The organism is Micromonospora rubida, assembly GCF_009908295.1.
GTDB classification, from domain to species: Bacteria; Actinomycetota; Actinomycetes; order Mycobacteriales; family Micromonosporaceae; genus Micromonospora; species Micromonospora rubida.
On the sequence record NZ_JAAALO010000006.1, the window covers coordinates 308,891 to 328,462 of the forward strand.

19 protein-coding genes and 1 pseudogene are annotated in these 19,572 nt (G+C 73.1%); 11 read left to right on the forward strand and 9 right to left on the reverse strand.

Translation table 11 applies throughout. The features are described from left to right. Positions 1-122 precede the first annotated feature (122 nt). Positions 123-344, reverse strand: coding sequence for a hypothetical protein (locus tag GVV04_RS23240; protein ID WP_161690359.1), 222 nt, complete (start codon positions 342-344; stop codon positions 123-125). A gap of 178 nt (positions 345-522) precedes the next feature. Beyond that, complete coding sequence (locus GVV04_RS23245) at positions 523-1,989, reverse strand: NYN domain-containing protein (protein WP_161690361.1); 1,467 nt, start codon at positions 1,987-1,989, stop codon at positions 523-525. 127 nt (positions 1,990-2,116) lie between these two features. On the opposite strand from GVV04_RS23245, the gene GVV04_RS23250 reads away from it, so the two are divergent. From GVV04_RS23250 to GVV04_RS23270, 5 genes are all read left to right on the forward strand, one after another. After that, the gene (locus tag GVV04_RS23250) at positions 2,117-3,874 is read left to right on the forward strand and encodes a DEDD exonuclease domain-containing protein (RefSeq protein WP_161690362.1); all 1,758 of its coding nucleotides are present in this window, start codon (positions 2,117-2,119) and stop codon (positions 3,872-3,874) included. A gap of 128 nt (positions 3,875-4,002) precedes the next feature. After that, complete coding sequence (locus GVV04_RS23255; protein ID WP_161690596.1) at positions 4,003-5,790, forward strand: RelA/SpoT family protein; 1,788 nt, start codon at positions 4,003-4,005, stop codon at positions 5,788-5,790. A gap of 53 nt (positions 5,791-5,843) precedes the next feature. Beyond that, entirely contained in the window at positions 5,844-6,380 is a 537-nt protein-coding gene (locus GVV04_RS23260; protein ID WP_161690364.1) for an NUDIX hydrolase, read from the forward strand. Next, the gene (locus tag GVV04_RS23265; RefSeq protein ID WP_161690366.1) at positions 6,377-7,249 is read left to right on the forward strand and encodes a nucleotidyltransferase family protein; all 873 of its coding nucleotides are present in this window, start codon (positions 6,377-6,379) and stop codon (positions 7,247-7,249) included. Before GVV04_RS23260 ends, GVV04_RS23265 begins: the two co-directional genes overlap by 4 nt. Positions 7,250-7,372: 123 nt before the next feature. Then, a complete protein-coding gene (locus GVV04_RS23270) occupies positions 7,373-7,660 on the forward strand; it encodes an Lrp/AsnC family transcriptional regulator (protein WP_161690368.1) in 288 nt (95 codons plus the stop codon). Between the two features lie 65 nt (positions 7,661-7,725). Here the strand turns inward: GVV04_RS23270 and GVV04_RS23275 are convergent, their stop codons facing one another. The 5 genes and pseudogenes from GVV04_RS23275 to ctaE form a co-directional block, all read right to left on the reverse strand. Further along, positions 7,726-8,427, reverse strand: coding sequence for a DUF4142 domain-containing protein (locus tag GVV04_RS23275; RefSeq protein ID WP_161690370.1), 702 nt, complete (start codon positions 8,425-8,427; stop codon positions 7,726-7,728). A gap of 191 nt (positions 8,428-8,618) precedes the next feature. Further along, positions 8,619-10,263, reverse strand: a pseudogene (qcrB, locus tag GVV04_RS23280) (cytochrome bc1 complex cytochrome b subunit). Beyond that, on the reverse strand, positions 10,260-11,354 hold the full coding sequence (qcrA, locus tag GVV04_RS23285; RefSeq protein ID WP_161690372.1) for a cytochrome bc1 complex Rieske iron-sulfur subunit: 1,095 nt from the start codon (positions 11,352-11,354) through the stop codon (positions 10,260-10,262). The pseudogene qcrB and the gene qcrA overlap by 4 nt, the downstream one beginning before the upstream one ends. Positions 11,355-11,421: 67 nt before the next feature. Beyond that, the gene (gene qcrC / locus GVV04_RS23290) at positions 11,422-12,258 is read right to left on the reverse strand and encodes a cytochrome bc1 complex diheme cytochrome c subunit (RefSeq protein ID WP_161690374.1); all 837 of its coding nucleotides are present in this window, start codon (positions 12,256-12,258) and stop codon (positions 11,422-11,424) included. Between the two features lie 73 nt (positions 12,259-12,331). Continuing rightward, the gene (gene ctaE / locus GVV04_RS23295; RefSeq protein ID WP_161690376.1) at positions 12,332-12,931 is read right to left on the reverse strand and encodes an aa3-type cytochrome oxidase subunit III; all 600 of its coding nucleotides are present in this window, start codon (positions 12,929-12,931) and stop codon (positions 12,332-12,334) included. 108 nt (positions 12,932-13,039) lie between these two features. Here ctaE and GVV04_RS23300 point away from each other — a divergent pair, with 108 nt between their 5' ends. From GVV04_RS23300 to GVV04_RS23315, 4 genes are all read left to right on the forward strand, one after another. After that, on the forward strand, positions 13,040-14,017 hold the full coding sequence (locus GVV04_RS23300) for a cytochrome c oxidase assembly protein (RefSeq protein ID WP_161690378.1): 978 nt from the start codon (positions 13,040-13,042) through the stop codon (positions 14,015-14,017). 105 nt (positions 14,018-14,122) lie between these two features. Then, positions 14,123-14,518, forward strand: a complete 396-nt coding sequence (locus GVV04_RS23305; protein WP_161690380.1) for a hypothetical protein — start codon at positions 14,123-14,125, stop codon at positions 14,516-14,518. Positions 14,519-14,663: 145 nt separating this feature from the next. Then, entirely contained in the window at positions 14,664-15,710 is a 1,047-nt protein-coding gene (trpD, locus tag GVV04_RS23310; RefSeq protein ID WP_161690382.1) for an anthranilate phosphoribosyltransferase, read from the forward strand. Between the two features lie 230 nt (positions 15,711-15,940). Beyond that, a complete protein-coding gene (locus GVV04_RS23315) occupies positions 15,941-16,144 on the forward strand; it encodes a hypothetical protein (RefSeq protein ID WP_161690384.1) in 204 nt (67 codons plus the stop codon). A gap of 237 nt (positions 16,145-16,381) precedes the next feature. On the opposite strand, the gene GVV04_RS23320 is transcribed toward GVV04_RS23315, so the two are convergent. Together GVV04_RS23320 and ctaC are read right to left on the reverse strand one after the other, a co-directional pair. Continuing rightward, positions 16,382-16,807, reverse strand: coding sequence for a cytochrome c oxidase subunit 4 (locus GVV04_RS23320; protein ID WP_161690385.1), 426 nt, complete (start codon positions 16,805-16,807; stop codon positions 16,382-16,384). Between the two features lie 10 nt (positions 16,808-16,817). Continuing rightward, positions 16,818-17,789, reverse strand: coding sequence for an aa3-type cytochrome oxidase subunit II (gene ctaC / locus GVV04_RS23325; RefSeq protein WP_161690597.1), 972 nt, complete (start codon positions 17,787-17,789; stop codon positions 16,818-16,820). A gap of 168 nt (positions 17,790-17,957) precedes the next feature. Here ctaC and GVV04_RS23330 point away from each other — a divergent pair, with 168 nt between their 5' ends. Together GVV04_RS23330 and GVV04_RS23335 are read left to right on the forward strand one after the other, a co-directional pair. Next, entirely contained in the window at positions 17,958-19,109 is a 1,152-nt protein-coding gene (locus tag GVV04_RS23330; RefSeq protein ID WP_161690387.1) for a cysteine desulfurase family protein, read from the forward strand. Next, on the forward strand, positions 19,106-19,369 hold the full coding sequence (locus tag GVV04_RS23335; RefSeq protein WP_328822525.1) for a sulfurtransferase TusA family protein: 264 nt from the start codon (positions 19,106-19,108) through the stop codon (positions 19,367-19,369). Before GVV04_RS23330 ends, GVV04_RS23335 begins: the two co-directional genes overlap by 4 nt. The last annotated feature ends 203 nt before the right edge of the window (positions 19,370-19,572 follow it).

Below are 19,572 nucleotides of genomic sequence, written 5' to 3' on the forward strand. Positions count from 1 at the left end.
TCCTATGGCCCGACGGCGGCGGGGCCTCCCTGGGCGGGCGGCCGGCGGCGGTCGTGCCGACGGCCCGCGACGGCCCCCGCCCCGACCGGCGGCAGGCGACAGGCGGGCAGACGGGCGGGCGGTTACGCCACCCGACGGCGGGCCGGGCGGGCGCGGGGCGCCCGGGCGGGCACGGCGGGCGGGAGCACCTCGACGTCGAAGCCGGCCCGGGCGAACACCTCGATCGCCCGCTGCTCGGCGGCACCGAGCTCACCCCCGGGCCCGTCGGCGTCGAACAACGCGGTCACCAGGCAGCCGGAGCAGCCCGCGCCCCGGATCGCGCACCTGTCGCAGTCGATCAGCATCGTTCCTCCTGAAGCGATGCGTCGGCGGCGGGCGGAACCGACCTGGCCGACCACGTCGTCGCCCAGGTCGCCGTCGTCGCCGCCCGGCCACCGTCGGTCATCCCGACGCTACGGCCCGGGTACGACAGAATCGGACAACCAGCCTGCTACGCCCCCAGACCCGAGCAAGCGCCCCGGATCAGGAACGGGCCAGCCGGCGCAGCAACGAGTCGGCGCCCAGCGGGTACGCGCCGTGCCGGCGCACCCCGTCGGCGACCTCCCGGTCGGAGGAGACCACCACCACCGGCCGGCCGGCCGGCTCGGCCCGGACCAGCCGCCGGATCAGCTCGTCGGCGGTCTCGCCCTTGTGGGAGAAGAGCACCCGCACGCCGCGCGGGGTGGGCGGCAGGCCGTGCATCCGCTCCGCGCCGTCGAAGACGACGGTGACCTCGTCCCCGGTCTGGGCCGCGATCCCGCCCAACCCGGTGATCAACCGCTTGCGCTGCTGTTCCAGGGACATCTCGCCGAAGCCGCGCTTGGTCACGTTGTAGCCGTCGACCACCAGGTGCGCCTTGGGCAGCGCGAGGAGCTGGTCGAGCCGGGCCGGGTCGTCGGTGTCGCGGGCGCGGGTGGCGGCGCGGGCCGGGGTGGGCGCCGACCGGTCGGCGAAGGCGTCGGCGACGAAGTCGGCGGGGAGCTGGTCGACCGGGTCCAGCGCCAGCTCGCGGCGCAGCCCGACGGCTGCCTGCCCGATCGTCTCCAGCAGCAACCACAGCCTCGCGTCATCGACCGAGCGGGCCTCCTTCGCGCTGACCCGGGCCACGCCGGCCGCCGCCTCGGCATCGGCCAGCCGGGCCCGGGCGCGGCGCAGCTCGGCGTCCGCGTCGGCCGCGGCCCGGGAGGCCCGGCCCCGCTCGGTGGCCAGCAACTCGCCGGCCTTGCGCTCCCGGGCCTGGGTCTCCCGCAGGGTACGGGCGAGCTGGCGGCTCTCCTCGCGGAGCTGGCCGAGCTCCTCGCGGACCCGGGCCAGCTCGTCGCGGAGCTTGTCGGCCTCCACCCGGGCCACTGCCCGGTCGTGCTCGGCCCGGCCGGCCCGCTGCTCGGCCTCGCGGATCAGCTCGTCGACGACGGCCTTGTCCGCCTCGGCCCGCACCGCCGCGCCGCTGGCCTCGATCAGCTCGCGCCAGCCCCGGGGCCGGGCCAGGTACGCCAGGGCGGCCACCTCGACCGGGTCGGCGGCGGCCGGGGCGGTGCCCTCGACCACGGCGGCGCCGAGGTCGCCGGCGTCGGCGAGCACCCGGGCGGTGATCCGCTGCCGGAACAGCGGGTCGGCGGCGAGCTGGGCGGCGATCACCGACGCGCCGAGCCGGGCCCGGCGGTTGGGGGCGAACTTGGCCACCCGGCGCAGCGGCACCGGCACCTCGTCGCCGGGCAGGACCGGCAGCACGGCGGCCGTGAGCGCGACGATCCGCTGGCGTACCGGCTCCGGCAGTGTCGGCTCCGGCTCCCCGGGGGGCGGCTCGGACGGGTCGGGGCGCGACGGGTCGGGCCCGTGACGCAGGTCGGACGTGGGGTCGGTGTCCGGGGAGTCCTCACCGGGGTGGCGCATGGCACCGGCCGACACCTCCCCCGGGAGGTTGTCGTCGTGGGGCTCGGTGAGGGGCATGTGGCAAGTCTCCCACCGCGGCCGGGCCCACCGCCCGGTGAGTGAGCCGATCTCTCATCCTAGACCGGTGACGACGTCTGGGGCCGCTGATGCGGGAGTGTCGCACCTACGGACTAGCGTGCCGCAGGTGGCACGAGAGGAGTACGTCCAGCAGGCGCTGGCCGGTCTGGACCGGGCCGCCGGCGACGGGGTGGACCCGGCCCTGCCGCTGTACGCGACGACCTTCGTGGTGGTCGACCTGGAGACCACCGGCGGCGCGCCGGACGGCGGCGGGATCACCGAGATCGGCGCGGTCAAGGTGCGCGGCGGCGAACAGCTGGGGGTGCTGGCCACCCTGGTCGACCCGGGCGTGCCGATCCCGCCGTTCATCACCGTGCTGACCGGGATCACCCAGGCCATGCTGATCCCCGCCCCGCCGATCGAGCAGGTGCTGCCGAGCTTCCTGGAGTTCATCACCGACGCCGTGCTGGTCGCCCACAACGCCCCCTACGACGTCGGCTTCCTGAAGGCGGCCTGCGCGCGGCACGGCTACCGCTGGCCCAACCCCCGGGTGCTGGACACCGCGGCGCTGGCGCGCCGGGTGCTCACCCGCGACGAGGTGCCCAACCGCAAGCTGGGCACCCTGGCGGCGTACTTCCGCACCGCGACCCAGCCCACCCACCGGGCCCTCGACGACGCGAAGGCCACCGTCGACGTGCTGCACGGGCTGATCGCCAGGCTGGGCGGGCATCGGGTCGACACGGTCGGCGAGGCGATCGAGTTCGCCCGGGCGGTCACCCCGACCCAGCGGCGCAAGCGGCACCTCGCCGACGGGCTGCCGAAGGTCCCCGGGGTCTACATCTTCCGGGCCGCCGACGACCGGCCGCTCTACATCGGCACCTCCGGCGACATCGCCACCCGGGTGCGCAGCTACTTCACCGCCGCCGAGAAGCGGGCCCGGATCTCCGAGATGCTCGCCGTCGCCGAGCGGGTGGACGCCGTCGAGTGCGCCCACTCGCTGGAGGCGGAGGTGCGCGAGCTGCGGCTGATCGGCGCGCACGCGCCGCCGTACAACCGGCGGTCGAAGTATCCCGAGCGGATGGTCTGGCTCAAGCTCACCGACGGGCCGTACCCCCGGTTGTCGGTGGTCCGGTCGCTGGCCCCCGGCGACGAGGCCTACCTGGGGCCGTTCAGCTCCCGGCGGGCGGCCGAGCTGGCCGCCGCCGGCTTCCACGACGCCGTGCCGCTGCGCCAGTGCACGCACCGGCTGTCGTTGCGCACGGTCACCCCGGCCTGCGCGCTGGCCGAGCTGGGCCGCTGTCCGGCGCCCTGCGAGCACCGGATCACCCCGCAGGAGTACGACGACCGCGCCGTCGCGCCGTTCCGCACCGCCACGGCCAGCGACCCCGGTTCCGTGGTGGAGGCCCTGCGGGCCCGGATCGAGGCGCTGGCGGCCGACCAACGCTACGAGGAGGCGGCCGTGGTGCGCTCGCGGCTCGCCGCGGTGCTGCGCGCGACGGTACGGATGCAGCGGCTGGCCGCGCTCGCCGGCATCGCCGAGCTGGCCGCCGCCCGCCCGGCCGCCCGGGGCGGCTGGGAGCTGGCCCTGGTCCGGCACGGCCGGCTGGCCGGCGCCGGGGTCTCCCCGGCCGGCGTCCACCCGCGGCCGACGCTGAACGCGATCCGGGCGACGGCCGAGACGGTCCCGCCCGGGCACGGCCCGGCGCCCCGGGCCTCCGCCGAGGAGTCGGAGCGCATCCTGTCCTGGTTGGAGCGCCCCGAGACCCGGCTGGTGGAGATGTCCTCCGGATGGTCGTCGCCGGCGACCGGTGCGGGCCGCTTCCGTGACCTGCTCAGCAAGGCCGAGGGCGCCTCGTCCCACCAACTCTCGACCGAACGCCCATGACCAAGTGACCGATCGGACTACCCCGCCTCGCTTAGGCTGTTAAGGAAGTGCAGTACTGCCCGTTTCGTGGGCCTGCTCCCGGTTGCCATGCCCGGCTGCCGTGGAGCCGGGGTGAGGAGGTGTCCCTCGTGGACGTCGACGCCGGACACGGCGCCGCCCTGGGGGGCGCGCTCCCGACCCAGCCGGGGGAACTGCCCCTGGCCCGTCGGCTGCGGTCGCTGCTGAGCTGGCCGAGCACCGAGACAGACCCGGTCACCCACCTCGTCCGCACCCACCGGGCGATCCACACCGGCACCGACCCGTCGGTGCTGCGCCGGGCGTACACGATCGCGGAGAACATGCACCGCGGCCAGTTCCGCAAGAGCGGCGAGCCGTACATCACCCACCCGCTGGCGGTCGCCCAGATCTGCGCGGAGCTGGGCATGGATCCCACCACCCTGGTCGCCGCGCTGCTGCACGACACGGTGGAGGACACCCGCTACACGCTCCAGGCCCTGGCCGAGGACTTCGGCGGCGAGGTGGCCCATCTGGTCGACGGGGTGACCAAGTTCGACAAGGCGTTCTACGGCAAGGCCGCCGAGGCGGAGACCACCCGAAAAATGATCATCGCGGCCGGCAAGGACGTCCGGGTGCTGATCATCAAGCTGGCCGACCGGCTGCACAACATGCGCACCCTCGGGGTCCGCTCGGCCTCGTCGCGGGAGCGCATCGCCCGCAAGACGCTGGAGGTGCTGGTCCCGCTCTGCGACCGGCTCGGCATCCAGACGCTCAAGCGCGAGCTGGACGACGTGGTGCTGCTGCACCTGGAGCCCGACGAGCACGCCCGGATCGCCCGGTTCGTGCACGACCGGCCCGGCTGGGACGCATACCTCGGCGACGTGGTCGCCAAGGCCAAGGTGGCGCTGCGCCGCAGCCGGGTCGACGCGGAGGTGGCTCCCCGGCCCCGGCACCTCTACTCGATCTGGAAGGACACCGTCGCCGGCAGCCACGGCACCCCGTACGACCTGCCCCGGATCGTGATCGTGGTGGACGGCCCGACAACCGACTGCTACGCGGCCCTCGGCGCGGTGCACGGCCTCTGGCGGCCCGCACCCGGCCGGTTCAAGGACTTCATCGCCTCCCCCAAGAACAACCTCTACCGCTCGCTGCACACCAGCGTGTGCGGCCCGAAGAACCGCACGGTCGAGGTGCTGATCCGCACCGCGGAGATGCACCGCGCCGCCGAGTACGGCATCGCGGCCGACTTCCGGTCCCCCCGCACCGCCGGGGCCGCCGCCCGCGCCCAACAGCTCGACTGGCTGCGCCGGGTGCTCGACTGGGAGCAGGAGACCGCGGACCCGGCGCAGTTCCTCCAGTCGCTGCGCTGCGACCTCGCCGAGGCGCAGATCCAGGTGGTCACCGAGGGCCGGCAGGTGGTCCTCCCCGCCGGGGCGACCCCCGTGGACGTGGCATACGAGCTGGGCCCCGAGCGGGGCGACCGCTGCCTGGCGGCCCGGATCAACGGCCGCCTCGCCCCGCTCTCCTCCGAGCTGGACGAGGGCGACGTGGTGGAGATCTTCACCGAGACCGACGCCGAGACCGGCTTCGAGGCGGACGTCGCCCCGCGCGGCCCCCGCAAGGAGTGGCTCGGCTTCGTGAAGTCCCCGCACGCCCAGATGCAGATCAACCGGTGGTTCGCCGAGCACACCGAGCCGGGCATCTCGATCGCCGACAAGGTCCGCCTCGGCCGGGCCACCATCGGGCTGACCCTGCGCAAGCACAACCGGGGGCTGGCCAACGACCTGCCGCTGCTGCGGCTGTCGGAGGAACTGGGCTACCCGGATCTGGAGACCATGCTGGTGGCGGTGTTCGACCGGGCCATCGAGCCCGACGCGGTGGTGCTCCAGCTCATCGACCTGGTCGACCATCGGCACTGACCGTTCTCCCCCCGGTGGCCGGCCCGGCCCGCGCCGGCCACTAATCTGGACCCATGATCCCCCGCTCCCGCGCCACCGGACGGGCCTTCGCCTATCAGGTCTTCTACCGGCTGCCCGTGTCGGTGCGGCGCCGGCTGGTCCGGCTCGCCACGCCGAAGTACATCGTCGGGGCGGTCACCCTGGTCCGCGACACCGAGGCCGACGGACCCGGCCGCCTGCTGCTGCTGCGCCAGCCGCCGGGCCACAGTTGGACGCTCCCGGCCGGGTTGCTGCAACGCGGCGAGGACCCGGTCGTCGGCGCGGCGCGCGAGCTGTTCGAGGAGTCCGGGGTCCGGCTCGCCCCGGACCGGCTCCGCCCGGCGGTGCCGAACGCGCTGGTGCACGCCAAGGGCTGGGTGGACATGGTCTTCGAGACCGAGATCCCGGCGTCGACCACTGAGCTGAAGGTCGACGGCGCGGAGGTCTACGAGGCCGCCTGGTACCCGCTGGACGACCTGCCCCGGCTGAGCCGGGCGACGGCGAATCTGCTCGGGTACTACGGCATCGGGCCACGGGCCGGCGAGGTGCCGCCGCCCCGCCCGACGGCGTGACCGCCCCGGCGTCCGCCGGGGGCGGGCCGGAGGTCTGCGCGGTGGTGCTCGCCGCAGGCGAGGGGACCCGGCTGCGCCCGCTGACCGAGCGGCTGCCCAAGGCGCTCTGCCCGGTCGGCAACACCCCGCTGCTGGACCGGGCGCTGGCCCGGCTCGCCGGGCTCGGCCTCACCGGCCCGGCCCGGGTCGCGGTGAACGCCTGCTACCTCGGCGATCAGGTGGTCGCGCACGTCGGCGGCCGGGCCCACCTGTCGGTCGAGCCCGGAGACCCGCTCGGCACGGCCGGCGGCGTGGCGAACCTGCGGGACTGGATCGCCGGCCGGGGCGTGCTGGTCGGCAACGCCGACGCGTACCTGGCGGATCCGGCCGCCGCGCCGGGCCCGGACGTCGCCGCGTTGCTGGCCGGCTGGGACGGCGAGACCGTGCGCCTGCTCGGCCAGCCCGCCGACGACCCGGCCGCCCCCGGCACCTTCGACGGCCATCGGTTCGTCGGCTTCTCGCTGCTGCCCTGGCGGCTGGTGCGGAGCCTGCCCGTCGAGCCGGGCGACCTGGTCCGGGCGGTGTGGCGGCGGGCCGAGGCGGCCGGGGCGCTGACCGTGGTGCCGTACCGGGGCATCTTCTACGACACCGGCACCCCGGCGGACTACCTGGCGGCGAACCTGCACGCCGCGGGCGGCGGCAACCTGGTCGACCCGAGCGCCACGGTCACCGGTCGGTGCCGGGAGGCGGTGGTGGGCGCGGGGGCGACGGTGCGGGGCGAGGTGACCCGGTCGGTGGTCTGGCCGGGCGCCGAGGTGGCCGCCGGGGAGCGCCTGACCGGGGTGGTCCGCGCGGCCGGGGGCCTGACCGTCCCGGCAACGCCCCGCTGAGGGCGGCCCGCCGAAAGCGACCCGTTGCGGCCTGCCGGTCCCGGTCCGGGCGGATCGGGCGGCCTCTAGCATGGTGATCGACGCCGACCGGCGGGAGTGGACGCACGACGAAGGAGCAGACCCTTGATCACCGCGATCGTACTGATCGACTGCGCCACCGACTCGATCCCCGAGGTGGCCGAGAACCTGGCCAACCTGCCCGGGGTCAGCGAGGTCTACTCCGTGGCCGGGCACGTCGACCTGATCGCCGTCGTGCGGGTCCGTCAGTTCGAGGAGATCGCCCAGGTGATCGCCGGCAGCATCTCCAAGGTTCCGGGCGTGTTGGGCACGGAGTCGCACATCGCCTTCCGGGCGTACTCCCGGCACGACCTGGAGGAAGCGTTCGCGATCGGCCTGGCCAGCGCGGACTGACCCGCCCACGTACGGCGGTAGCCAGCCCACCGGTCGGTGAGCTGGCTACCGGCGGTGCTACGACGTCAGCTCACGCTCGGAGCCGGCGTCTCGGTGTTCTCCGGGGCCGGCGACTCGGTGGTGCCACCCGGAGCCGGCGACTCGGTGCCACCCGGAGCCGGCGACTCGGTGGTGCCACCCGGGGCCGGCGTCGTGGCGCTGCCACCCGGGCTGGGCGTGCCGCTGGCGCTGGTCTGCGGGACCGGGACGCCCAGGGTCTGGGCCAGGGCCACCAGCGCGTCGTAGTGCGCCTGGAGCACCGGCAGGGCGTTCTGGGCCAGCTGGACCACCGACTGCTCGGAGCCCTGCGAGATCTCGGTCTGGGTGGCCTGGATGGCCTGGACGTGGCCGGCCAGCTCGGCGGTCACCCACGCCTTGTCGAACTCGGCGCCGCTGAGGTTCTTCAGCCTGTCGATGACCTCCTGCTGGTCGGCGGTCGGCGCGTCCGGCAACTGGACGTTGAGCTGCTGCGCGGTGCTCTGCACCGTCTGGTCCAGCTGGGTGTGGTCCGTGACGAATTGGGCACCGAGGTCCTTGACCTGCTGGTTCTGGCCCTTTTCCTGCGCCAGCTTCCCGGTTTCCATCTCCGTCAGGTTCACCTGGTGCATCGCCTGCAGGTACTGGGTGTCCTGCGTCGACGGCTGTGCCCCGGCCTGCGCCGCCGCCGCGGGCGCCAGCCCGACCACCACCAGGGCGGCGAGCAGTCCGAGGCGTTTGAGACCCAACATCTTTCCCCCCCTTTTTCGTTGGACCGCACGGATACCCGGCTGACCCGGATTAACCCTGCCGGTTCCGCAGCCACCGTGCATGCGGCACCGGGGGCACCCCCGGCGGTCGGCGGCCACCCGGAGGGCGAAAAAGGACGTGGCGCCCGCCGGAGGGATCCGGCGGGCGCCACGCTTGCAATGTCTCGGGCGGCTCAGCGGCGGCTGTCGCCGCTGCCGATCTCCTCCCGCTCGGGCCGGGACTCGACCGGCGGGTGCCCCGGCGAGACCGGCGCCTCGGCCGGCTTCTCGATCGGGTAGAAGAAGCCCCGGATGGCCGGGCCGAGGGCGCCGAGCCGGTTCATCTTCTTGGGCACCACCCAGCCGACGTACTCCAGTTCGCCGTGGCCGTCGTCGCCCGCCGCGGTGAGCGGCTGGTGGACCTCCTCGAACCGGCCGTTCGGCAGCCGCCGGATAATGCCGGTCTCCACGCCGTGGGCCAGCACCTCCCGGTCGTGCTGCTGCAGGCCCAGGCAGAGCCGGTACGTCACGTAGTACGCCAGCGGCGGAACGATACGCCAGCGGCGGAACGATCAGCAGGCCGATCCGGCCCGCCCAGGTCATCGCGTTCAGGCTGATCTGGAACTTGTCCGCGATCACGTCGTTGGCACCGGAGAGGGTCAGCACGATGTAGAACGCCACCGCCATCGCGCCGATCGCGGTCCGCTCCGGGGCGTCCCGAGGACGCTGGAGCAGGTTGTGGATGCGGGTGTCCTTGAGCCGGCGGGCCTCCACGAACGGGTAGAGCGTGGAGAGGCCGACCAGGATGCCCGGCAGCACGACCGTGGGCCAGAACAGCGGCGGGATGACGTACCCGTCGCCGATCGGGATGTTGATCTCCCAGGCCGGCATGAGGCGGGTGGAGCCGTCGAGGAACATGACGTACCAGTCGGGCTGGCTGGCGGCCGAGACCACCCACGCCTCGTACGGGCCGAAGTACCAGATCGGGTTGATCTGGAACAGGCCACCCATCAGGGCGATCACGCCGAAGACGACCATGAAGAAGCCGCCCTGCTTCAACGCGTACCGCGGGAACATCCGCTCGCCGACCACGTTGTCGTTGGTCCGGCCGGGGCCGGGCCACTGGGTGTGCTTCTGCTTGAACACCAGGCCGAGGTGGGCGCTGATCAGCGCCACCAGCAGACCCGGGACGAGCAGCACGTGGGCGATGAAGAACCGGCTCATGATGATCTCGCCCGGGAACTCCCCGCCGAAGATCGACGAGGTGACCCAGGAGCCGATCACCGGGATCGACAGCATGATCGCGGAGGCGATCCGCAGGCCGGTGCCGGACAGGCCGTCGTCCGGCAGCGAGTAGCCGGTGAAGCCGGCCAGGAAGCCGACCCAGAACAGCAGCGAGCCGATGATCCAGTTGGTCTCCCGCGGCTTGCGGAACGCGCCGGTGAAGAAGACCCGCAGCATGTGCACGACGATCGCGGCCATGAACAGCAGCGCCGACCAGTGGTGCATCTGCCGCATGATCAGGCCACCGCGAACATCGAACGAGATGTCCAGGCTGGAGGCGTACGCGGCCGACATCGGCGTGCCCCGCAGCGGGGCGTAGCTGCCGTTGTAGACCACCTCGGTCATCGCCGGCTCGTAGAAGAAGGTGAGGAAGACACCGGTCAGCAGCAGCACGACGAACGAGAACAGCGCGATCTCGCCGAGCAGGAACGACCAGTGGTCCGGGAAGACCTTGTTCAGCAGCTTGCGCAGCGGGGTGGAGACCTGGAGTCGCTCGTCCGCCCCCACCGCAGCCTTGCCCGGCATGGACGCCATGTCCAACTTACGACGCTTCACGGCCGCTCCCAGAAGTCAGGCCCGACGGTCTCGGTGTAGTCCGACCGCGCCACGAAGAAGCCCTCTTCGTCGACCTCGATCGGCAACTGCGGCAGCCGCCGGCTGGCCGGGCCGAAGACCGGCCGCGCGTTGTCGGTGATCAGGAACTGGGACTGGTGGCACGGGCAGAGCAGGCGGTTGGTCTGCTGCTCGTACAGGCTCGCCGGGCAGCCCGCGTGCGTGCAGATCTTGGAGAACGCCGCGTAGTTGCCCCACATGTAGTCGCCGTGGCTGGGCTCCGTCCGCGCGTTGGCCGCCCGGGACTGCTGGGCGTCGTCCTCGCGCAGGTGGATCAGCAGCGTCGGGGAGTCGGCGTGCTTGTTGCTCACCCCGTGCTCGATACCGGGAAAGACGGTGAGCTGGCCGCCGACGCTGACGTCGGCCGGGCGGATCGGCCGGCCGTCCTCACGGACCAGCCGGATCTTCTTGCCCCCGGCCGGCGCGAAGCCGGTGGTGAACATCTGGTTGTTCTTGTGCGGGTTGGAGATCAGGCCACCGACCAGCGGCGCCGCGGCGACCGCAGCGACCGGAGCCAGGCCGGCCAGCAGCGAGATGCCCAGCAGCGGACGGCGCTTCACGCCCAACTCGTCGGCGAGGAAGAGCATCGTCTCGCCGGTGATCTTGCGGCTCTCCGGCGCGTCGGGGTCCACCACGTGCCGGTCCTGGATCGACACCTCCTTGGGCAGCAGCTTCTTGCCCCAGGTCAGGATGCCGAAGCCGACGCCCAGCAGAGCCAGGCCGAGGGTGACGCCGAGCAGCGGGGTGTAGTACTTGTCCCCGCCCGAGCCCGGCTCGTACTTCCAGGGCCACCAGATGTAGACGATCAGGAAGGCGGTCGCGGCCAGGCCGGTCAGCAGGAAGAACGAGGCGACCGTGCGGGTCAGCCGCCGCTCCGCCCGGCTGCCGGGGACGACCTGCTCCTCGTAGTGGACGATCTCGATGTCGTCCCGACGCGCGCCCTCCCGGACGATGTCGAACCGGCTCAGCCGCGGATCGTGGACGTCGAGCGGCTCCGGGCCCTGGTGGGCCTGGTGCTCGGTCTTGGTGCTCATGCCGTCACCTCGCTACGGGCGGTGCCGGGCTGCGGCACCACAGCGCTGAATCGAATGATCCGCTCGGTCACGACTTGCCCGCGATCCACAGGCTGGCGAAGACGAGCGCGACGATGCCGACCAGGAAGATCGCCAGGCCCTCGGTGGACGGCCCGTACCGACCGAGGTTGAAGCCACCCTGATCCTGGTCGGACTTCAGGGTGTTCTGGATGTAGGCGATGATGTCCGCCTTCTGCTCCGGGGTGATCTGGTTGTCCCCGAAGACCGGCATGTTCTGCGGGCCGCTCAGCATGGCGGCGTAGATCTGCCGGTCGGTGGCCGGGCGCAGGCTCGGCGCGTACTTGCCGGAGGACAGTGCGCCGCCGCCACCGCCGAAGGCGTGGCACTGCGAGCAGTTGATCCGGAACAACTCACCGCCGGTCGCCAGGGTGGCGCCCTCGCGCAGGTCACCCTCGGGCACCTGCGGGCCGCCGCCGAGCCCCTGGACGTACTGGCCGAGCTGGCGGACCTCCTCGTCGGTGAACACCGGCGGCTTGCGCATGGCCTGCGCCTCCTGGCGGACCATCGGCATGCGGCCGGAGCTGACCTGGAACTCGACCGAGGCCGCACCGACCCCGACCAGGCTCGGGCCGCGATCCTCGACGCCCTGCGCGTTGCGACCGTGGCAGGACACGCAGCTCACGTCGAACAGCGCCTTGCCCTCGGCGGCGGCGCCGGTGATCGGCGGGTTTTCCTGCGCCTGCACGCCGGGGGCGAAGACGGTGTAGGCGCCGCCGGCCAGCGTCAGCGCGGCGATCAGCCGGAACGTGGCGCCCAGCCGGCGACGGCCCCTGCTGCGCGCCGCGGGCCGCTCGCCGCGCAGCCGCGCGAGCAGACCGCGTCGGCGGTCGTTGTCAGAAGTCATGACCTGTGTCCTTAACCGGTGGGACCTTGTCTCAGGGGACGGGGCAGCGGCGCGGTTCGTGACGCCGCCATGATCACTGAAGCCAGTAGATCATGGCGTAGAGGCCGATCCACACGACGTCGACGAAGTGCCAGTAGTACGACACGACGATCGCCGACGTGGCCTGGGCCGGGGTGAACCGGCCCATGGTCGTGCGGACCATGAAGATGATGAAGGCGATCAGACCGCCGGTCACGTGCAGGCCGTGGAACCCGGTGGTCAGATAGAACATCGACCCGTACCCGTCCCCGTTGATCTTCACGCCCTCGTGGACCAGGGTCCGGTACTCGTTCACCTGACCGAGCACGAAGATCAGACCCATCACGAAGGTGATCGTGAACCAACGCCGGAGGGCGTGGACGTCACCCTTCTCGGCGGCGAACACACCGAGCTGGCAGGTCACCGAGGACAACACCAGGATCACCGTGAAGGTGGTCGCGTACGGGATGTTGAGGTGCTCGGTGTGCTTCTCCCACTGCTCAGGCGCCGCCGCGCGGATGGAGAAGTACATCGCGAACAACGCCGCGAAGAACATGAGTTCACTGGAGAGCCACACGATCGTCCCGACACTGACCATGTTCGGCCGTGTCAGAGAGTGGATCCGGCTCTTGTCAATGGCTGGGGCCGCAGTCACGCGGTCATTATTGCCCCTGACCACGGCCGGCGATCAGCGGGGGGGCAAACCGGTGGCACAGGTGGCCCGATCGTGGAGGTCCGGTTCGCCTGGCCTAGCCTGAAAAGCGTGCTGCACGTCGATTCGATCTTCACCGCCACCTCGGCGGTCGCCGCACCGCAGGCCGTCGCGGCCGGCGGCGACCCGCTTCCGCCGCCGTTCACCGTGGCCCGGGTGTTCACCGAGACCCGGCTGGACAGCTGGCTGGCCCTCGGGCTGGTGCTCGCCGCCGGGCTGTACCTCTACGGGGTGCACCGGCTCCGGCTACGCGGGGACCGCTGGCCGGTGGCCCGTACGGTGTTCTTCCTCGGCCCGGGCCTCGGCGGGATCGCCGCGGTCACGGTCAGCGGCCTGCACGCGTACGACACCGCGATGCTCTCGGTGCACATGGTGCAGCACATGGTGCTGTCGATGGTCTCGCCCATCTTCCTGGCCCTCGGCGCCCCGATCACCCTGGCCCTGCGCACCCTGCCGGTCCGGCCGCGCAAGCGGCTGCTGGCGATCGTGCACAGCCGGATCGCCCGGATCTACAGCTTCCCGCTGGTGGCGTTCGCCATCTTCGTGGTGAACCCCTTCGCGCTCTACTTCACCGACCTGTACGGCTACACCCTCGAACACGCCTGGGCGCACGAGCTGGTGCACGCGCACTTCATCATGACCGGCTGCGTGTTCTTCTGGCCGCTGCTCGGGCTGGACCCGCTGCCCGGCCGGTGGCCGTACCCGGGTCGGGCGCTGCTCATGGTGCTGTCGGTGCCGTTCCACACCGTGCTCGGGCTCACGATCATGCAGAGCACCACGCTCTTCGGCGGCGACTGGTACCCGTCGCTCGGCCTGACCTGGTCGAACCCCTGGGACGACCAGGTGGTCGCCGGCGGGGTCCTGTGGGCCGGCGGCGAGTTCGTCAGTGTGACGATGCTCGCGGTGCTGGTGGTGCAGTGGATCCGCCAGTCCGAGCGGGAGGCCCGCCGGCTCGACCGCGAGCTGGACCGCCAGGAGGCCCGCCAGCGCGCCGCGGAGGCGGCGGGAACAGCGGAAACAACCTCCTGACCTGCCCTTTCGGGTACGCCGACCGCGCCGAGTGGGCGCAAGGTCGACCGGCCGGCGGCGGCGGGTACGATCAGCGGGCAGCTACGAGGTGGGAGCCAGCCAGCGATGAGCGATCGTCTTTGCACCGTCCTGCTCTACAGCGACGACCCGCAGGTCCGTGACCGGATGCGGCTGGCCGTCGGCACCCGGCCCGCCCCCGGGCTGCAGGTCGAGTTCGTCGACGCGTCCGACTACGCCGGGTGCATCCGGCTGGTCGACGAGTACGAGATCGACCTGATGCTGCTCGACGGCGAGGCGAGCCCCGGCGGGGGCCTCGGCATCGCCCGGCAGATCAAGGACGACCGGGACGACGCCCCCCCGACCTGCCTGGTGATCGCCCGCGCCGCCGACCGCTGGCTGGCCGCGTACGCCGAGGTCGACGCCACCCTGGTGCACCCGCTCGACCCGGTGACCACCGGCACCACCGTGGCCGAGCTGCTGCGCAGCCACGCCCCGGCCTGACCCACACCACGCCCCGGCCTGAGCCACCGCGCCCCAGGCCTGATCCACTGCGGCCCGGCGCCACCGGCGACGCCCGGCCCGACGCGCCGGCCCACACCGGTCACCACCCGTCCCCGCACCCCCACGCCCGATCGGGAGGCCCGCCATGGGCGAACGGACCTGGCCGCACCTGATCTCCGTGCTGCTGCGCGGCGAGGAACTCTCCACCGCGGACACCGCCTGGGCGATGGGCGAGATCATGGCCGGGTCGGCGGGTTCAGCGCAGATCGCCGGCTTCGCCGTCGCGCTGCGGGCCAAGGGCGAGACCCCGGCCGAGCTGGCCGGACTGGTCGAGGCGATGCTCGGCGAGGCGATTCCCGTCAAGCTGCCGGAGGAGCTGCGGACGTCCGCGCTCGACGTGGTCGGCACCGGCGGTGACCTCGCCCACACCGTGAACATCTCCACCATGGCCGCCCTCGTGGTGGCCGGCGCCGGGGCCCGGGTGGTCAAGCACGGCAACCGGGCCGCCTCGTCCCTGTGCGGCACCGCCGACCTGCTGGAGTTCCTGGGCCTGCCGCTGGACCTGTCCCCCGAGGGGGTGGCCCGGTGCGTGGCCGAGGCCGGCATCGGCTTCTGCTTCTCCGGCCGCTTCCACCCGGGCATGCGGCACGCCGGCCCGACCCGGCGTGAGCTGGGCGTGCCCACCTTCTTCAACTTCCTCGGCCCGCTGACCAACCCGGCCCGGCCCCGGGCCGGCGCGGTCGGCTGCTTCGACCTGCGGATGGCGCCGGTGATGGCCGCCGTCTTCGCCGGTCGGGGCGACTCGGTGCTGGTGCTGCGGGGCGAGGACGGCCTCGACGAGTTCACCACCGCCGCGCCCGCCCGGGTCTGGGTGGCCCAGGCAGGCACCGTCAGGGAGACCCTGGTGGACGCCACCGACCTCGGGGTGCCCCGGTCCACCCTCGCCGACCTGCGGGGCGGTGACGCGGCGTACAACGCCGGCGTGGCCCGGCGGCTGCTGGCCGGCGAGACCGGCCCGGTGCGGGACGCGGTGCTCGTCAACGCCGCCGCCGCGCTGGCCACCCAGGGCCCGCTCGACGGCGACCTGGTCGAGGCGCTGCGCGCCGGGATGGCCCGGGCCGCCGAGTCGATCGACTCCGGCGCCGCCGCCGCCTCGCTGGACCGCTGGATCGAGATCGCCCGCTCCGCCTGACCGGCGGCGGCCTCACGGCCGAGGCACCGGCGGACGTGTCGGACCTCCGTGGGAAACTACATCCGAGTAGTTTTCCGATGCCCGTTCCGGCTCGACCGCCGGTCGGGCCGCCGGCCACCACGTCGGCACGCGCCGGCCACCAGGCCGGCCGACGTCCCCGTGAGTCCCCGGTCAGCCGCCCGACGGCACCGCGCGACCACGACGGCGTCCAGCAACGAGAGGAGACGCCCGTGTCGGACCGCGAGCTCTACTGCGACACCTGCGAGGGCGTACAGCCGTTCGAGGCTCCACCGTGCGCGGACGGCCACGGAGCCGACTGCCCGGAGCTGGCCTGCACCGGCTGCGGCGCGGCCGTGATGGTCGGCACGTTCGCCTTCCCGGCCACCCAGCCCGCCGGCCGCCGTCACCGCGCACCCCGTCACCGCGCGGCCTGACCCGCACGCCCCCGTCACCGCGCGCCCCGCCACCGCGTGGCCTGACCGGCACAATCCCGTCACTGCGCACCCCGCCGTCGCGTGGGCCTGACCGGGCACGGCCCGCCATCGCGCGCCCCGCCATCGGCGTCAGCGTGCCACCTGACCTGCGCGCACCCCGCCGGGGCGGGGGCGGACGCACGGAAGCCCGCGCCCCCCGAAGGGGTCCGCGGGCTTCCGGAAGTGCCGGGTCGCCGGTCAGTGCTCGGCGGTGCGCCGGGTGCCGGTGTAGTACTCGAAGAGCAGGCCGCAGGCGGCGAAGATGACCAACACCAGGCCCAGGCCGACCAGCCAGAACTGCCAGAACACCAGGCCGAGACCGGCGATCGCGGCGGACAGCGCCAGACCGAACGGCCAGTAGCTGCCCGGGCTGAAGAAGCCGATCTCGCCCGCGCCGTCGACGATCTCGCCGTCCGGCCGGTCCTCCGGCCGCAGGTCGATGCGGCGCGAGACGAACCAGAAGAAGCCACCGCACATCGTGCAGAGCAGGAACGACAGCAGCAGTGCGACGGTGCCGATCCACTCGACACGTCCGTCGGCGCCGTGCGTCCAGACACCGTAGAGGACCGTCACGCCGAAGAGGAACCCGGCGATGACCAGGAAGATACGCCACTCGGTCTTCATGCCCGCTCCCTCAGCTTCCCGCGCCGGCGGCAACGTCGTCGGGGTTGAAGTTGGCCGTGCCGCGCCGCGTGTCGAACGGCCGCGTCTTGGAGGCGTACGGGTCCTCACCGATCGCGGTGAGCGCCTCCTGCGTCGACTTGCCGTCCCGCTTCGCGGCCAGGAACTGGTCGTACTGCTCCGGCGAGACGACCCGCAGCTCGAAGTTCATGAACGCGTGGTAGGTGCCGCACAGCTCGGCGCAGCGACCGACGTACGCGCCCTCGGCGTCGAGGCTGGAGACCTCGAAGACGTTGCGGATGTTGCCCGGCATGACGTCCCGCTTGAACAGCATCTCCGGCACCCAGAAGGAGTGGATGACGTCCTTGCTGGTCTCCTCGAACCGGACGGACCGGCCGGTCGGCAGGACCAGGATCGGGATGACCTCGCTGGTGCCGAGCACCGACGCGACCGTGTTCGCGTCCTTGCCCTGGCCGTCGCGGTAGTTGAACTGCCAGTTCCACTTGAAGGCGACGACCTCGACCGTGATGTCCGGGTTCTTCGTCGTCTTCGTCACGTCGGTCTGCACGACCGCCGTGTAGTAGAAGAGCACCGACACGATCAGGATCGGGGCGATCGTGTAGAGGAACTCCATCGGCATGTTGTAGCGGGTCTGCACCGGCAGCTCGTTGCCCCGCTTCCGGTAGCGCACCACGCACCAGAAGATCAGGCCCCAGACGAACACGCCGACCGCGAGCGCCGCGATGCAGGACGCGATCCACAGGTCGTACATCCGGTGCGCCTCGGGCGTGATGCCACCCTGCGGCCAGCCGAAGCCGCCGAACGTCTTGCCGACGTCGCAGCCCGTGAGCAGGACCAGCAGCGCCGCGCCGCCAAGACCGAGCCCGGCGAGCCGACCAGCACCACGCCGCCGGCGTCCACCGACTCCCGGAGAAGCGCTGTGCCGTACGGCGGACTGCCGTACCTCCGAACTCCTTGCGACCACCTGGTCCTGCCTCCCTAGCGCGCCGCGGTGGTTGTTGTCCCCGACCAGCGGCAAAGGCGTCACCGACGGTCGCAGATTACTCGACCATGACGGGCCTGACCGTGTTGGGGTCAAGGTCCGCCCCCATCGGGGGGATCTTGACCATACCGGCACGATACCGTCGGGGCCGTGAGCGCACCCCCGGTCTACCTGGACGCGGCCACCGCCGCCCCGCTGCATCCGGTCGCCCGGCAGGCCCTGCTGGCCGCCCTCGAAGACGGCTGGGCCGACCCGGCCAGGCTCTACACGCAGGCCCGCCGCGCCCGGCAGTTGCTCGACGCCGCCCGCGAGGCCGCCGCGGACACGCTCGGTGTCCGCGCCGACGAGCTGTCCTTCACCCCCAGCGGTACGACCGCGGCGCACTCGGCGGTGCTCGGCGGCCTGGCCGGGCGGCGCCGGGCGGGCGGGACGCTGGTGCACTCGGCGATCGAGCACTCGGCCGTGCTGCACGCCGCCGAGTGGCACGTCGCCGCGGGCGGCACGGCGACCAGCGTGCCGGTGGACCGGCTCGGCCGGGTCGACCCGGACGCCTGGTCCGTGGCGGTCGCCGCCCCGGGGGTGGCCCTCGCCGCCCTGATCGGGGCCAGTCACGAGGTGGGCACCGTGCAGCCGGTGGCCGAGGCCGCCGCCGCGTGCGCCGCCGCCGGGGTGCCGCTGTACGTCGACGCGGCCCAGCTCGTCGGGCGGGCCCCGGTGCCGGGCGGCTGGTCGGTGCTGACCGCCAGCGCGCACAAGTGGGGCGGCCCGCCCGGCGTCGGGCTGCTGGTGGTGCGCAAGGGCACCCGGTGGGAGTCGCCGTGGCCGGCCGACGAGCGGGAGTCGGGGCGTACCCCCGGGGTGGTGAACCTGCCCGCGGTGGTGGCGGCGGCGGCGAGCCTGCGCGCGGCGGCGGCCGACGCGGCGGCCGAGGCGGCCCGGCTGGCCCCGCTGGTGGACCGGATCCGGGCCCGGGTGGCGGCCGAGGTGCCGGACGTGGAGGTGGTCGGCGACCCGGTCGACCGGCTCCCCCACCTGGTCACCTTCTCCTGCCTGTACGTCGACGGCGAGGCGCTGCTGCATGCGCTGGACCGCCGGGGGTTCGCGGTCTCCTCGGGATCGTCCTGCACGTCGTCGACGCTGCGGCCGTCGCACGTGCTGGAGGCGATGGGGGCGCTCTCGCACGGCAACGTGCGGGTGTCACTGCACCGGGAGACGACCGGGGCGCAGGTGGAACGGTTCCTCGCCGAGCTGCCCGGGATCGTCGCGGGACTGCGCGCCGAGGCGGGGGCGGTGGGGCTGTGACCGGGCCGGACGAGGTGACCCGGCCGGCGGCACCGACCGACCCCGCCGAGGTACTGGACTGTCGGGGGCAGCGCTGCCCGCTGCCCGTGATCGGGCTGGCCCGGCGGCTGCCCGAGCTGCCTGTCGGTGCGGTGCTTCGGGTCCTCGCCGACGATCCGGCGGCGGCGCTCGACATCCCGGCCTGGTGCCGGATGCGGGGCCAGGAGTTCGTCGCCGCGCAAGCCGAGGGCCCCGGCTACGACGTCCGCCGCACCCACTGAGCCGCCGCACCCGCTGAGCCGTCCCGCGAGCCACTTGGCCCTGTAGCGACATCCACCGTCACGGGGGTAAGTGCGGTAGCTGCGGCTTGATCGATGAACTGCGGCGAAAACCCTGATCATTTTGTAGGCCCTGGCCGTTTCGGGTGGGCGGGTGAGGTGTGCAGCGGTCCGGCCGTCCGAGCGGCTGGGGTGCCGGGCGGGTA